The organism is uncultured Nevskia sp. (genome assembly GCF_903885465.1).
In the GTDB taxonomy this organism is placed as follows: Bacteria; Pseudomonadota; Gammaproteobacteria; order Nevskiales; family Nevskiaceae; genus Nevskia.
On sequence record NZ_CAISIQ010000512.1, the window covers coordinates 1 to 13,254 of the forward strand.

The following is a 13,254-nucleotide window of genomic DNA, read 5'->3' on the forward strand; positions in this document are numbered from 1 at the left end:
ACAAGCTGTCGACCGGCAATCCGTTTGCTGATTTGAAGTCGCTGTTGAAGAAATAGCGACTAGCGGGCAGCAACCTGCTCGGGCTCGATGACGCGAGCCAGGGCCCGGACGAAATCCGATTGCGTGATGATGCCGACCAGCTTGCTGTCGGCATCGACGATCGGCAAATGGTGGTGACCATCGGCCGAGAAGGAAGCGATCAGGTCGACGATCAGCCGATCCTCGCGGGCTACGCGCACTCTGCGGGTCATGATCTGGCCAACCACTTCCGGCTTCGTCGACAGCAAGCTGCCGGTGCTGCGCACCAGGTCCTTGACCCGCTCGCCCAGCCCTTCGTGAGCATCGAGATTGGCCTGCCGCAGGAAATCTGCCTGGGTGACGATACCGGCGATGCGGCCGCCCCGATCGGTCACGGGCAGTGCTTTCACCTGATGCCGGCGCATTAGCGCCCAGGCGTCCTGCAAGCCGTCGCCGAACTGCACGGTGACCGGCTCGCGCGACATGATGTCGGCGCAGCGCAAGCCACCGAACAGGCGGTGGTAGGCGTTCAGCTCGGTCTGGCGCAGGAGGCCTTCGAGATCGTCGCGACTGACGTCGAGCACTTCGTTGTAGCGGGCGAGGGCCTTGTCGAAATCCGCAGAACTGAAGCGTGACGGAATCTCGCCGGCCGGTGGTTTTGCCGCTTGCTGCGAGTGCGGATAGCGGCGACCGGTCGCCCGGTGGAACGCGCTACCGGCAAGCACCAGCAGCAAGGTATTGACGGCAACCGGGAACAGCGCGAAGTGGAAGTCCTGAACCTGCAGCAGCACGGCGGTCAGCGCCACCGCGCCACCGGGAGGATGCAGGCAGCGCAGGCTGAACATCGCGGCGATCGACAGGCTGGCGGCTAGTGCTGCGACCACGAAAGCCGGCTCGCCGATCCAGCGCACGCAGGCGATGCCGACCACTGCTGAAACGGTGTTGCCGGCAACCGCTGCCCAGGGCTGGGCCATCGGGCCGGCGGGCGCTGCGAACACCAGTACTGCCGAGGCGCCAAGCGAAGCGACCATCCAGACGCCGTCGATACCGGCAACGCCAGCCAGCCAATGACTCAGCAACGCGGCGAGGCCGACACCGATTGCGGCACCGGCCACAACGCGCAGCCGCTCGCGTCCGGCCAGAGTCACCGGAGCCGGCAGCAGCGACAGGAAGACGTTCTTGATCGCTCCGGCCAACGGAGCGGAAGGAGTGGGCGACGAGTTCATCCGCGCAGTTTATCGCGCGGGTCTCGTCGCCCCCTTTGGGCTTACAGCCCGTTCGGACGCCGCAGATCCAGGGTATGCGGGTAGTCCGGGTTGACCTTTTCCTCGGCCGGCCAGTACGGGTTCGGCGTGTGACCGAACGGCGTGAAGCGGCTCAGGAAACGCGCCTCGGCCTCGTAGGCATTGACCGGGAAGGTTTCGTAATTGCGGCCGGCCGGATGGGCGACGTGGTAGGTGCAACCAGCCACCGGGCGCTTGTTCCAGGCGTCGTAGAGATCGAACACCAAAGGCGTGTGGACGCCGATCGACGGATGCAGCGCCGATGGCGGATGCCAGGCGCGATAGCGCAGGCCGGCCACGTATTCGCCCTTCACGCCGGTATTCAGCAACGGCAGGCGACGACCGCCAGCGGTGACGAAGTGACGGCCTTCGGTCAGCCCGGAGACCCTCACCTGCAGACGCTCCATCGACGAATCGACATAGCGCGCCGTGCCGCCGACGGCGTTCTCCTCGCCGAGTACCGGCCAGGGTTCCAGCGCGTGGCGGACTTCCAGCTCGACCTGGCCGTGGCGCACGGCGCCATGGCGCGGGAAGCGGAACTCGAAGTGCGGCGCAAACCAGTCCAGCTTGAACGGGAAATCGGCCCGATTGAGATCGCTTACCACGTCGCCGATATCGGCCCAGACGTAGTGCGGCAGCATGAATTTGTCATGCAGCTGCGTACCCCAGCGGACCAGCGGCTGGGTGTACGGCTGCTCCCAGAACCAGGCGATCAGGCTGCGCAGCAGCAGCTGCTGGGCGAGGCTCATCTGGGCGTGCGGCGGCATCTCGAACGCGCGGAACTCGACCAGGCCGAGGCGGCCGGTCGGGCCATCCGGCGAATACAGCTTGTCGATCGAGATTTCGGTGCGATGGGTGTTGCCGGTCAGATCGGTCAGCAGGTTGCGCAAGGTGCGGTCGATCATCCACAGCGGCACTTGCTGGCCGGGCGGCGGCAGCTGGCTAAGGGCGATTTCCAGCTCGTACAGCGCCGAATCCTGCGCTTCATCGATGCGCGGATGCTGCGAAGTCGCGCCGATGAACAGGCCGGAGAAGAAGTACGAAAGGCCGGGATGGTTCTGCCAGTAGCGGATCAGCGAGCCGAGCACGTCCGGCCGGCGCAGGAACGGCGAATCGGCCGGTGTGGCGCCGCCGACGACGAAATGGTTGCCGCCACCGGTGCCGACCGAGCGACCGTCGATGAGGAATTTCTCGGTGGCCAGACGGGCGAGCCGCGCTTCTTCGTACACGGTCAGCGTGGTTTCGCGCAGCTCTTCCCAGCTATGCGAAGGATGGATGTTGACTTCGATGACGCCGGGATCCGGCGTGACCTTGAGGACATTGATGCGGTGATCGTTCGGCGGCGAATAGCCTTCGATGCGCACCGGCGTATCGAGCTCAGCCGAGGCATCCTCGATGGCTGCAACCAGCTCCAGATAATCCTCGATCGATTCGGTCGGCGGCAGGAACACGCAGAGGTGGCCTTCGCGTGGTTCCACAGTCAGCGCAGTGCGGACATTGCCGCCTTCCAGATAGGCACCACGACGTACCGGTTCCGGCTGGTCCTCCTCGGCGGTTAGGCGCTGACGGCGCTCGCGCAGGCGCGCGGCGATGTCGGTTTCGGCTTCCTCGCGCTTTTCGCCTGACGATTGCAGGAACGGCTGGCGGCGGCCATCAAAGGCCGGCAGCGGTTTGGCAGTCTGGAAATCGACCGCCATCGGGTCATACGGAATCAGAGTCGGGAAGCGCGACGGCGGCAGCCAGGGCAGGGCATCGAGCGGCAGACGGAAGCCGATCGGCGAATCGCCAGGGATTAGGAACATGCGCTTCTGGCGGAAGCTCCAGCGTTCGGAAATCCAGGCACGCGACTGCCAGCGCTGCACCGGCAGCGCGTAGCCGCGCGGCACGTCGAGCCCGCGTTCGAACACCTTCGCGAGGCGGGCCCGCTCTTCTGGGTCCTTCAGCTTGCTGTCTTCCGGCAGCACGTTGTCCGGCAGCTGGCGCTCGCGGTGCAGATAGAAGAACGCGTCCTCGTAACCGGGCACGGCGTTTTCGGGGCTCACTTCGAGCCGATTGGCGATGCCGCGCACCAGCAACGCCGCGGCTTCGATGGTCGGCTTGGTCTTGCCCTCGGCGAGATCGGTGCGAACGATCGGCTTGCCGTCGCCACGCCAGTACAGCGCATAGGCCCAGCGCGGCAGCGATTCACCCGGATACCACTTGCCCTGGCCGTAGGTCAGCAGACCGCCACCTTTCTCGGCCGGCGCGAAGCGGTCACGCAGACGGCGGATCAGCGTGTTCGCCAATCCTTGCTTGGTCGGGCCGACAGCGGCGATGTTCCACTCCTCGCCCTGCATGTCGTCGATCGAGATGAAGGTCGGTTCGCCGCCCATCGTCAGGCGCACGTCGCCGGCCTTGAGCCTGGCATCGACCGCCAGACCCAGGGTGTCGATCGCCTTCCATTGCGCGTCCGTGTACGGCTTGGTCACGCGCGGTGATTCGAACAGGCGGGTGACGATCATCGAATGGCCGAACTCGGTATCGAGATCGCCCTTGCCTTCGAAGCTCATCGAGCCGGTGATCGGCGCCGCGCTCGACGGCTCCGGCGTTGCGCACAGCGGGATATGGCCTTCGCCAGTCAGCAGGCCCGAGGTCGGATCGAGGCCGACCCAGCCGGCGCCGGGCAGATAGACCTCGCACCAGGCGTGCAGATCGGTGAAATCGTGATCGGTGCCGGACGGGCCATCGAGCGATTTCACGTCCGGCGTCAGCTGGATCAGGTAACCGGAAACGAAGCGCGCGGCCAATCCGAGCTGGCGGAAGATCTGCACCAGCAGCCAGCCCGAATCACGGCAGGAACCGGAGGCCAGGGTCAGCGTGTCTTCCGGCGTCTGCACGCCGGGTTCGAGGCGGATCAGGTAGCTCACCGCTTCCTGCACGCGGCGGTTCAGTTCGACGATGAAGTCGATGGTGCGAATCTCTTCCTTCGGAATCGCCCGGAGGAACGCGGCGAGGCGCGGCGTCGCCGAGCCATGCTTGAGATAGGGCTTGAGGTCTTCCTTCAGCGCCTCGTCATAAGTGAACGGGAAGGTCTCGGCCTTCTCTTCGATGAAGAAGTCGAACGGGTTGTAGATCGACATGTCGGCAACCAGGTCGACGGTCACCTTGAACTCGGTGACCTTGTCCGGGAACACGACACGAGCCTGCCAGTTGGCGAAGGCATCCTGCTGCCAGTTCAGGAAGTGGCCTTCCGGCTCGACCTTCAGCGAGTACGACAGCACCGGTGTGCGGCCATGCGGCGCGGGCCGCAGACGGATGATCTGCGGCGACAAGGTCACGCGCCGGTCGTACTTGTAGGTCGTTTCGTGATGCAGGACGGCATGGATCGACATGAGGCGAGTCGGCGGTTCCGGAGGGTGGGTTTGATTGTGACGCAAGAAGAACGCCGTCGCGTCGAAGCGGGCCGAAAGTGCGCGTTGATCGTTGGTCCGCCGTTCGCCGGTAGACTCGTGACAAACATTCACGGTGTTCTTCCATGTCGGTCTTTTCCCACCCCGAATTCGATGGCCACGAGCATGTGGCCTTTCATCACGACCAGGCCTCCGGCCTGCGCGCGATCATCGCCGTGCACAGCACCCGGCTCGGCCCCGGCCTTGGCGGCTGTCGCATGTGGCCGTATGCCTCCGATGCCGAAGCGCTGACCGACGTGCTGCGCCTGAGTCGCGGCATGACCTACAAGGCCGCACTCGCCGGGCTGCCGCAGGGCGGCGGCAAGTCGGTGATCCTAGGTGACCCGCGCCACGACAAGAGCCCGGCGCTGATGCGCGCCATGGGCCGCTTCGTCGAATCCCTGAACGGCCGCTACATCGTCGCCGAGGATTCCGGCACCAGCGTGCCGGACATCCGCCTGATGGCCGAGCAAACCCGCCATGTCGGCGGCCTTGCCGATGCCGCCTCGATTGCCGCCGGCCGCAGCGGCGACCCCAGCCCGGCGACCGCGCTCGGTGTAGTCATCGGCCTGCAGGCGGCGGTGCGCGCAGCGCTGGGCCGTGACGATCTGCGTGGCCTCAAGGTCGCAATCCAGGGTGTGGGCAATGTCGGCTACCGGCTGGCGCGGCATCTGCATGATGCCGGCGCCAAGCTTTGGGTGACCGATCTGCATCAGCCGGCTGTCGACCGTGCGGTGGCCGAATTCGGCGCGACAGCGGTGGCGATGGAGGCGATCCACGCGCTCGATGTCGACGTCTTCGCGCCCTGCGCGCTCGGTGCCGTGCTCAACGAAACCCGCACACCGCAGATCAAGGCCAAGGTGATCGCCGGCGCCGCGAACAACCAACTGGCCAAGCCACGTGATGGCCAGCGGGTGCACGATCACGGCTTGCTGTACGCGCCGGATTACGTGATCAACGCCGGCGGCATCATCGACATCCACTACGAAGGCCCGGGCTACAACGAAGCGGTGGTCCACGCCCATCTGCAGCGGATCGGCACGACCCTGAGCGAAATCTTCACCCGTTCCTTCGCGACCGAGCGCCCGACCGGCGAGATCGCCGACGCGATGGCGGAAGCGATCTTCCGCGCCTGATCCCGAACGCATCGATCCCATGACTGCCACGATTCCCGACGACGCAAGCCTCAACGTGCTGGCGACCAGCCTCGGCCAGAAACTGCTGGCCCGCGGCGAAATGATCGGCACTGCCGAGTCCTGCACCGGCGGCCTGATCGCCAAGCTGATGACCGATATCGCCGGCAGTTCCGGCTGGTTCGAGCGCGGTATCGTCAGCTATTCGAACGGCGCGAAGCAGGAACTGCTCGGCGTGCCGGCAGAAACTATCGAGACTTTCGGCGCAGTCAGCGGCCCGACGGTGATCGCGATGGCCGACGGTCTGAAAGCACGCGCGCCGGTGCAGTGGACAGTCTCGGTCAGCGGCATCGCCGGACCGGGCGGCGGTGTCGCCGGCAAACCGGTCGGCACCGTGTTCATCGCCTGGGCCGGGCCGGGCATTGCCACTTCGTCGAGCCGCTGCCAGTTCGAGGGTGATCGCGACGCCGTGCGGCGGCTCACTGCCGAAGCGGCGCTGAAGGGCCTGCTCGATCTGCTCGACGCGACCGTTCCTGTCTGATCGCTTGGCGGGCTGCCGGCCGTCGTTTGGTAAACTCGCGCCATGAGCAGAACTGATTCCGGCAACGTCGATCACGACGAAATTTCCCGCTTCGAAGCGCTGGCCGCCCGCTGGTGGGACCGCGCAGGCGAGATGGGCGCGCTGCACGTCATCAACCCGCCGCGGATGCGCTACATCCAGCAGCGCACGGGTGGGGCGAGTGCTTCGATCAAGGGCAAGCGCACGCTCGATGTCGGCTGCGGCGGCGGCATCCTGACCGAGGCGCTGGCGATTGCCGGTGCCGACGCGCTGGGCATCGATCTGGCCACCGCGTCGATCGAAGTCGCGAAACAGCATGCTGAGGAAGCGGGGCTGAAGGTCGATTACCGCGTCGTCAGTGCCGAAGTGCTGGCCGAGCAGCAAGCGGAAAGTTTCGACTTGGTCTGCTGCCTGGAAATGCTCGAACACGTGCCGGACCCGGCCGAGACCATCGAAGCGATTGCCCGTCTGGTGAAGCCGGGTGGCGACGTGGTGTTTTCGACCATCAATCGCAATCCCAAGTCTTACGCGCTGATGATCGTCGGCGCCGAATACGTGGCGCGCATCGTCCCGCGCGGTACCCACGACTATGCCAAGTTCATCCGGCCGTCCGAGCTGGATCGCTGGGCGCGCAATGCAGGCCTGGTTCCGCAGGATGTCATGGGCCTGCGCTACAACCCGCTGCTGAAGTCGGCCTCGCTAAACGCCAGCGACATCGACGTCAACTACCTGATGCACTGCCGGAAACCGGCCGAGGACTGATCGTTTTGAATCCCAATACTCACCGTGTGCCCCAGGCGATTCTCTTCGACCTGGACGGCACGCTCGTCGATAGCGCGCCCGATCTCGGCTATGCCGCCAACCTCGTTCGCGAAGCGCAGGGGTTGCCGCATCTGCCGCTGTCCGACTACCGCCCGCAGGCTTCCAATGGCGCGCGCGGCCTGCTGAAAGTGGCGCTGAACATGACCATGGATCATCGGGATTACGAGGACCGCAAGGCCCTGTTCCTGAAGTTCTATCAGGCCAATCTGACCACCCACAGCCGGCTGTTCGATGGCGTCGTCGAGTTGCTGGCGGCGCTCGACCAGGAAGGACTCAAGTGGGGCATCGTCACCAACAAGGCCGGCTGGCTGGCCGAGCCGATGGTTGCGCAACTGGGCTTTCCGGCCACCTGTGGTTGTCTGGTCGCCGGTGATTCGACACCGCATCCGAAGCCGGCACCCGATGGTCTGCTGCTGGCCGCGCGGAAGATCGGCGTCAAACCGGAGCACTGCATCTATGTCGGTGATGACCTGCGCGACGTCGTCGCCGGCCGTGCCGCGGGCATGATGACGATTGCCGCCGGTTGGGGTTATCTCGGTGCCGAGCCCGACTTGTCGATCTGGAAAGCCGACGCGATCGCGCATACGCCGGCCGATGTGCTGGCGCTGATCCGGCCGCGAATGGCCCGATGAGAACGGCATGAGTTCAGCGATTCCTGCCGGCTACACGCCGGCTGCCGGCCTGCTCCAGGGCCGGGTTATTCTGATCACCGGCGCCGGCGCCGGTCTGGGCCGCGCCACCGCACTGGCGGCGGCGCGCCACGGCGCCACAGTGATTCTGCTCGGCCGCACGGTGAAGAAGCTCGAAGCGGTGTTCGACGAGATCGAGGCTGCCGGCGGCCCGCAGCCGGCGATCTATCCGATGAACCTGGCTGGCACCACCTGGGCCGATATCTTCGAACTCGCCGAAACCGTCGAGCGCGAGTTCGGCCGGCTCGAAGGTCTGGTCCACTGCGCGGCGCATTTCAAGGGCTTCACGGCGATGACCGAGGAAGCGCCGAAGGACTGGCTGGAAGGCTTGCAGGTCAATCTCACGGCAGCCTATTCATTGACTCGCCAGTGCCTGCCGCTGCTGCAGCAGACGCGCGACGCCAGCATCGTCTTCGTCACCGACGCCGTCGGCCGCGAGCCGAAGGCTCTGCGCGGTTCCTATGGCGTTGCCAAGTACGCGCTCGAAGGCCTGGTCAAGGCGTGGTCGCAGGAATTCGGCGCGTCGCCCGGCCTGCGCATCAACAGCTATGACCCGGGCGCGATGCGTACCGAGTTGCGTGCGCGAGGCTTCGTTGCGGAGGAAGTGCAGAAGCTGCCGGCGCCGGATGCGGCCGTGGCGGGCCTGCTCTATCTGCTCGGCCCGGACAGCGCCGGCATCAATGGCCAGGCGCTGTCGCGCAGCTAGCGATCCAGCCGCATGTCGATGTGCCAGATGCCGTCTTCGAGATACGGCACGTCGATCTGCACGAAACCGAGGCTTGCGTAAAAGCGGTCCAGACGTTGCTGCGCGCCGATGCGAATCGGCACGCCGGGATGGCGCTCGCGAGTCAGCCGCAAGGCTTCCAGCATCAGCGCGCGGCCGAGTTGCAGCCCGCGCGCTGGCGCTGAGGTGATGACCCGACCGATCGAGGCCTCCGGGTACTTCACGCCCGGCGCCAGCAGCCGGGCATAGGCCAGCAACTCCCTGTCAGCGTTGGTGCCGCAGAGATGCGTGCAGGCCGGATCCAGGCCGTCCATGTCCAGGAACACGCAGTTCTGTTCGACGACGAAGATCTCGCTGCGCAGCCGCATCGCGGCATAAAGCAGATCGTTCGACCACTCGTTCCAGCGCCACAGGCGCCAGTCGATGACGGCTGCCGTCATACCAGCAGGGCGTCGGTCTTGGCCGCGCAGATGAAATCGTTCTCCGACAAGCCGTCGATCGCGTGCGTCCAGTAGGTGATGTCGCAATTCTTGTAGTCGAAGGCGATATCCGGATGATGGTCGTCGTGAATCGCGATGTAGGCCGCCGCGTTGACGAAGCTCAGCGTGCGGAAATAGTTCTTGAACTCGAAGTGCCCGTGCAGCTTCCGGCCGTCTTCGGACAGCGTCCAGGCTGAGCCAAGCCGGGTCATGAACTCCGCAGCTTCGGACGGCGTCAGCGGGTCGACGCCGCCTTCGCAAGGAACGCAGCGGCGCTGGGCGAGGGTGGTCATGGCGAATCTCGATGGAAAGGGGCAGACGCCACTTTAGCGCGCCGCTGCCAGCCCCTCACCGGCGAAGCACTCAGCCGAGCGCATGAGAGAGGTCCGCTTTCAGATCCTCGACATCCTCGACCCCAACCGACAGCCGGCACAGCGTGTCGCTGATGCCCAACGCGGCGCGGTTCTCGGCCGGGATACTGGCGTGGGTCATGATCGCCGGGTGCTCGATCAGGCTTTCGACGCCGCCCAGGCTTTCGGCGAGCGCGAACAGATGGCAGCGCTCCAGGAAGCGCTTGGCATCCTCAAGCCCGCCGCGCAGTTCGATGGCGATCATGCCGCCGTAGCCGCGCGGCATCTGCTTCTTCGCCAGCGGATGCTGCGGGTGCGAGACCAGGCCCGGGTAATGAACCTTGGCGATCTTCGGATGGGTCTGCAGCCAGCCGGCCAGTTCCTGCGCGTTGCTGCAGTGGCGCTCCATGCGCAGCGCCAGCGTCTTCACGCCGCGCAGCGCGAGGAACGCATCGAACGGCCCGGCGACGGCGCCGACGGCGTTCTGCAGGAACGTCAGGCGTTCGGCCAGATCGACGTTGCCACCGACCACCAGCATGCCGCCGACCATGTCGCTGTGGCCGTTCAGATACTTGGTGGCCGAGTGCATGACCAGATCGAAGCCGAGTTCGATCGGCCGTTGCACGTAAGGGCTGGCGAAGGTGTTGTCGGCGGCGGCGATCAGCCCGTGACGCTTGGCGATCGCGGCGATGGCGGACAGATCGGCCAGCTTCAGCATCGGGTTGGTCGGCGTTTCGACCCAGATCATCTTGGTTTCAGGCCGGATCGTCGCTTCGACGTTGGCCGGATCGCGCAGGTCGACGAAGGAGAATTTCAGCCCGGCGGATTTCGCCCGCACCCGCTCGAACAGGCGGTAGCTGCCGCCGTAGAGATCATCGCTGGCGATGATGTGATCGCCGGGCGCGAACAGGTCGAGCACCGTCGCGGTCGCCGCCAGACCGGAGGCGAAGGCGTAGCCGTGCGTGCCGCTTTCGAGATCGGCCACGCAGCGCTCGTAGGCGAAGCGGGTCGGGTTCTGGCTGCGTGCGTACTCGTAGCCTTTGTGCACGCCGGGGCTTTCCTGGACGTAGGTCGAGGTGGCGTAGATCGGCGGCATGATCGCGCCGGTGGTCGGGTCCGGGCTCTGGCCGGCGTGGATCACGCGGGTCGCGAAGGCGTTGCGCGGCGGGGTCTGGGTGGTCATGGCGTGGCGTGTTGTGAGGTCAGGACTGCGAGCACGGTAGCGCGGTGACCGAGCTTCTGCGCGCGGCTGCAGAAAAGTTGGGCTGCGCTGCATCGGCTTTCATCATTCTGTCGTATGACATCGTATATAAACGTCATACCGCCGAATCGACCGAAGGCTGCCGCTGTCAGGCAGACCTGAGTTCGCCGACGCGGGCCTAAGCCGGGCACAGGCTGAACAGGGTGGGCAATGGTTGATCACGTGAAGCGATTGATGAGAAGGGCCAAGAGAGGAGCCAGGCATGCAGGACTGGCGGGCATTGCGGGATTGTCGGGGTTTTCGGTACTGCCAGCGGAAGCCGCTGGCGTGCCGGGTGAAGCGGTCCAGCTCGATACCGTGACAGTCAGCGCCGATGAACTGGTTGGCGAGGCCGATTCGGCGACCATCGGCACGGTCTATTCGGAGCAGTTCGAGAACCGGCCGATCTCGCGCACCGGCGAATTGCTGGAAGTGGTGCCGGGCCTGATCGTCACCCAGCACAGTGGCGAGGGGAAGGCCAACCAGTACTTCCTGCGCGGCTACAACCTCGATCACGGCACCGACTTCGCGGTGTTCGTCGATGGCCTGCCGGTCAACATGCCGACCCACGCTCACGGCCAGGGCTATGCCGACAATGGCTTCTTCATCCCCGAACTGGTCGATTCGATCGAGTACCGCAAAGGCCCTTACTACGCGCAGTACGGCGATTTCTCGGCCGCGGGTGCCGCCGATATTCGTTACAAGGAAAAGTTCGACCAGAACCTCGTCGAGGCCACCGGCGGCGCCTACGGTTACGGCCGGCTGCTGTCGGTCGGCTCGGTCAAAGCCGGCGCTGGCAATCTGCTGTACGGCTTCGAATACGTGCACTACGACGGCCCCTACGATCTCGGCCAGAACTTCAACAAGGGCAATCTGGTGCTGCGCTATTCGCAGCGCTACGAGGGCGGCAGCTATCACCTGTCGGCCACCGGCTATTCGACGCGCAACCTGTCGCCGGACCAGATTCCGGAACGGGCCGTCGATCAGGGCTTGATCGACCGGCTCGGCTATATCGATCCCACCGATGGTGGTCGCAGCCACCGGGTGAATTTTTCCGGTGGCTTCGAACAGCAACTCGGGCCGGGTACCTTGAAGCTCGATGCCTACGCGTTCCGCTACCGGCTCGATCTGTTCTCGAACTTCACCTATTTCCTGGACGATCCGGTCAACGGCGATCAGTTCGAGCAGTCGGACAGGCGCAACGTCTACGGCGGCAATCTCAGCTACAAGCTGACCAATCAGCTGCTCGGCCTGGAATTCCACAACGAGATCGGCGCGCAGACGCGCTATGACGACATCGATGACGTCGGCCTGTATCTGACCCGCGCGCGTGAGCGGCTCGATACGACGACGGTCAGTGACGTCAAGGAATGGATCGGTTCGGTCTACGCGCAGACCAACGTCCATCTCACGTCCTGGCTGCGCGCCAATGTCGGCGCTCGTTTCGACTCGATCAACTTCGATGTCGTCAACAACAACCCGCTGAACACCGGCCAGGCCTCGGACACCTTGATCAGCCCGAAAGGCGCGCTGATCTTCGGCCCCTGGGCGAAGACCGAGTTCTTCATCAACGCTGGCCAGGGTTTCCATTCGAACGACGCCCGCGGTGCGACGCAGACCATCGATCCGCGCAGCGGTGATGCTGTCGATCCGGTGACGCCGCTCGCCGTGGCCCGCGGCATCGATCTCGGCATGCGCACGGCGCTCATCCCGAATGTGCAGCTTGCCGCCAGCGTCTTCCGGCTGCGCTCGGATTCGGAGCTGGTCTATGTCGGCGATGCCGGTACCACGGAACCCTTCGGCGCCACCGAGCGTTACGGCGGCGAACTGGCCGTCTACTGGAAGCCGATCAAGCATCTGCTGGTCGACAGCGATCTGGCCTACACCAAGGCCCGCTTCCGCGAACAGCAGCTCGATGAAGATGGCAATGCTATCGGCAAGCGAGTGCCGCAGGCGGTGCAGGGCGTTGCGGCCTTGGGTGTGACTTACACCAGTCCGCAAGGCTGGGACACGGCACTGCGCGTGCGCTACTTCGGACCGCGTCCGCTGGCCGAGGACAACAGCGTCAAATCGAACTCGACGACAGTGGTCAACATCGGCGCCGGTTACCGGATCAGCCGCAGCTTCAGGATCAGCGGCCAGATCAACAATCTGTTCGACTCCAAGGATCACGACATCGATTACTTCTACACCTCGCGTCTGCAAGGCGAGGCGGCCGAAGGGGTCGACGACACTCATTTCCACCCGATCGAGCCGATCAACGGCCGAATCACGCTCAGCTATTCGTACTGACGCACACCGGGCGCCGCCTTGTGCGGCCCCCGGTGCTACGGACGCTGAATCCGACTCCGATGTAATTGAGCCGCCCGCAAGGCGGCTTTCTTTTTTGAGTGACGACTGCGGCTGAGAGCTTAGGCTGAGTCCGTGTCAGCAGGGTTACGCCGCTTCGTCCGCCGGATGCTGCCGTTCACCGCGCGTGCTGCGCGGAGCGCTTCCGACAGTGAGATAAAGACTTCGCTTTCTCCCCCG

At 65.0% G+C, this 13,254-nt stretch carries 11 protein-coding genes; 6 read left to right on the forward strand and 5 right to left on the reverse strand.

The features are described 5' to 3' along the window. Positions 1-59: 59 nt before the first annotated feature. Both QZY06_RS19680 and QZY06_RS19685 read right to left on the reverse strand, forming a co-directional pair. Positions 60-1,244, reverse strand: coding sequence for an HPP family protein (locus QZY06_RS19680; protein ID WP_367275688.1), 1,185 nt, complete (start codon positions 1,242-1,244; stop codon positions 60-62). A gap of 41 nt (positions 1,245-1,285) precedes the next feature. Continuing rightward, entirely contained in the window at positions 1,286-4,672 is a 3,387-nt protein-coding gene (locus tag QZY06_RS19685; protein ID WP_295687363.1) for a DUF2126 domain-containing protein, read from the reverse strand. 143 nt (positions 4,673-4,815) lie between these two features. Here QZY06_RS19685 and QZY06_RS19690 point away from each other — a divergent pair, with 143 nt between their 5' ends. From QZY06_RS19690 to QZY06_RS19710, 5 genes are read left to right on the forward strand one after another with little or no spacing between them, the layout of a single operon-like run. Continuing rightward, positions 4,816-5,865, forward strand: coding sequence for a Glu/Leu/Phe/Val dehydrogenase dimerization domain-containing protein (locus QZY06_RS19690; RefSeq protein ID WP_295687366.1), 1,050 nt, complete (start codon positions 4,816-4,818; stop codon positions 5,863-5,865). A 19-nt stretch (positions 5,866-5,884) separates the two neighbouring features. After that, complete coding sequence (locus tag QZY06_RS19695) at positions 5,885-6,403, forward strand: CinA family protein (protein ID WP_295687368.1); 519 nt, start codon at positions 5,885-5,887, stop codon at positions 6,401-6,403. 42 nt (positions 6,404-6,445) lie between these two features. After that, positions 6,446-7,183, forward strand: coding sequence for a bifunctional 2-polyprenyl-6-hydroxyphenol methylase/3-demethylubiquinol 3-O-methyltransferase UbiG (ubiG, locus tag QZY06_RS19700; RefSeq protein ID WP_295687370.1), 738 nt, complete (start codon positions 6,446-6,448; stop codon positions 7,181-7,183). A gap of 5 nt (positions 7,184-7,188) precedes the next feature. Further along, entirely contained in the window at positions 7,189-7,875 is a 687-nt protein-coding gene (locus QZY06_RS19705) for an HAD family hydrolase (protein ID WP_295687372.1), read from the forward strand. 7 nt (positions 7,876-7,882) lie between these two features. After that, positions 7,883-8,638 (forward strand): SDR family NAD(P)-dependent oxidoreductase, encoded by a 756-nt coding sequence (locus QZY06_RS19710; RefSeq protein ID WP_295687374.1) that lies wholly within the window; start codon positions 7,883-7,885, stop codon positions 8,636-8,638. On the opposite strand, the gene QZY06_RS19715 is transcribed toward QZY06_RS19710, so the two are convergent. From QZY06_RS19715 to QZY06_RS19725, 3 genes are all read right to left on the reverse strand, one after another. Further along, positions 8,635-9,096, reverse strand: coding sequence for a GNAT family N-acetyltransferase (locus QZY06_RS19715; RefSeq protein ID WP_295687376.1), 462 nt, complete (start codon positions 9,094-9,096; stop codon positions 8,635-8,637). The two genes, QZY06_RS19710 and QZY06_RS19715, sit on opposite strands and share 4 nt — an antisense overlap. After that, on the reverse strand, positions 9,093-9,428 hold the full coding sequence (locus tag QZY06_RS19720; RefSeq protein WP_295687378.1) for a 4a-hydroxytetrahydrobiopterin dehydratase: 336 nt from the start codon (positions 9,426-9,428) through the stop codon (positions 9,093-9,095). The genes QZY06_RS19715 and QZY06_RS19720 overlap by 4 nt, the downstream gene beginning before the upstream one ends. A 70-nt stretch (positions 9,429-9,498) precedes the next feature. Continuing rightward, positions 9,499-10,668: a PLP-dependent aspartate aminotransferase family protein gene (locus QZY06_RS19725; RefSeq protein WP_295687381.1), complete on the reverse strand. Its 1,170-nt coding sequence runs from the start codon at positions 10,666-10,668 to the stop codon at positions 9,499-9,501. A 345-nt stretch (positions 10,669-11,013) separates the two neighbouring features. Between QZY06_RS19725 and QZY06_RS19730 the strand changes: the two genes are divergently transcribed. Then, on the forward strand, positions 11,014-13,017 hold the full coding sequence (locus tag QZY06_RS19730) for a TonB-dependent receptor (protein WP_295687383.1): 2,004 nt from the start codon (positions 11,014-11,016) through the stop codon (positions 13,015-13,017). Positions 13,018-13,254 lie beyond the last annotated feature (237 nt).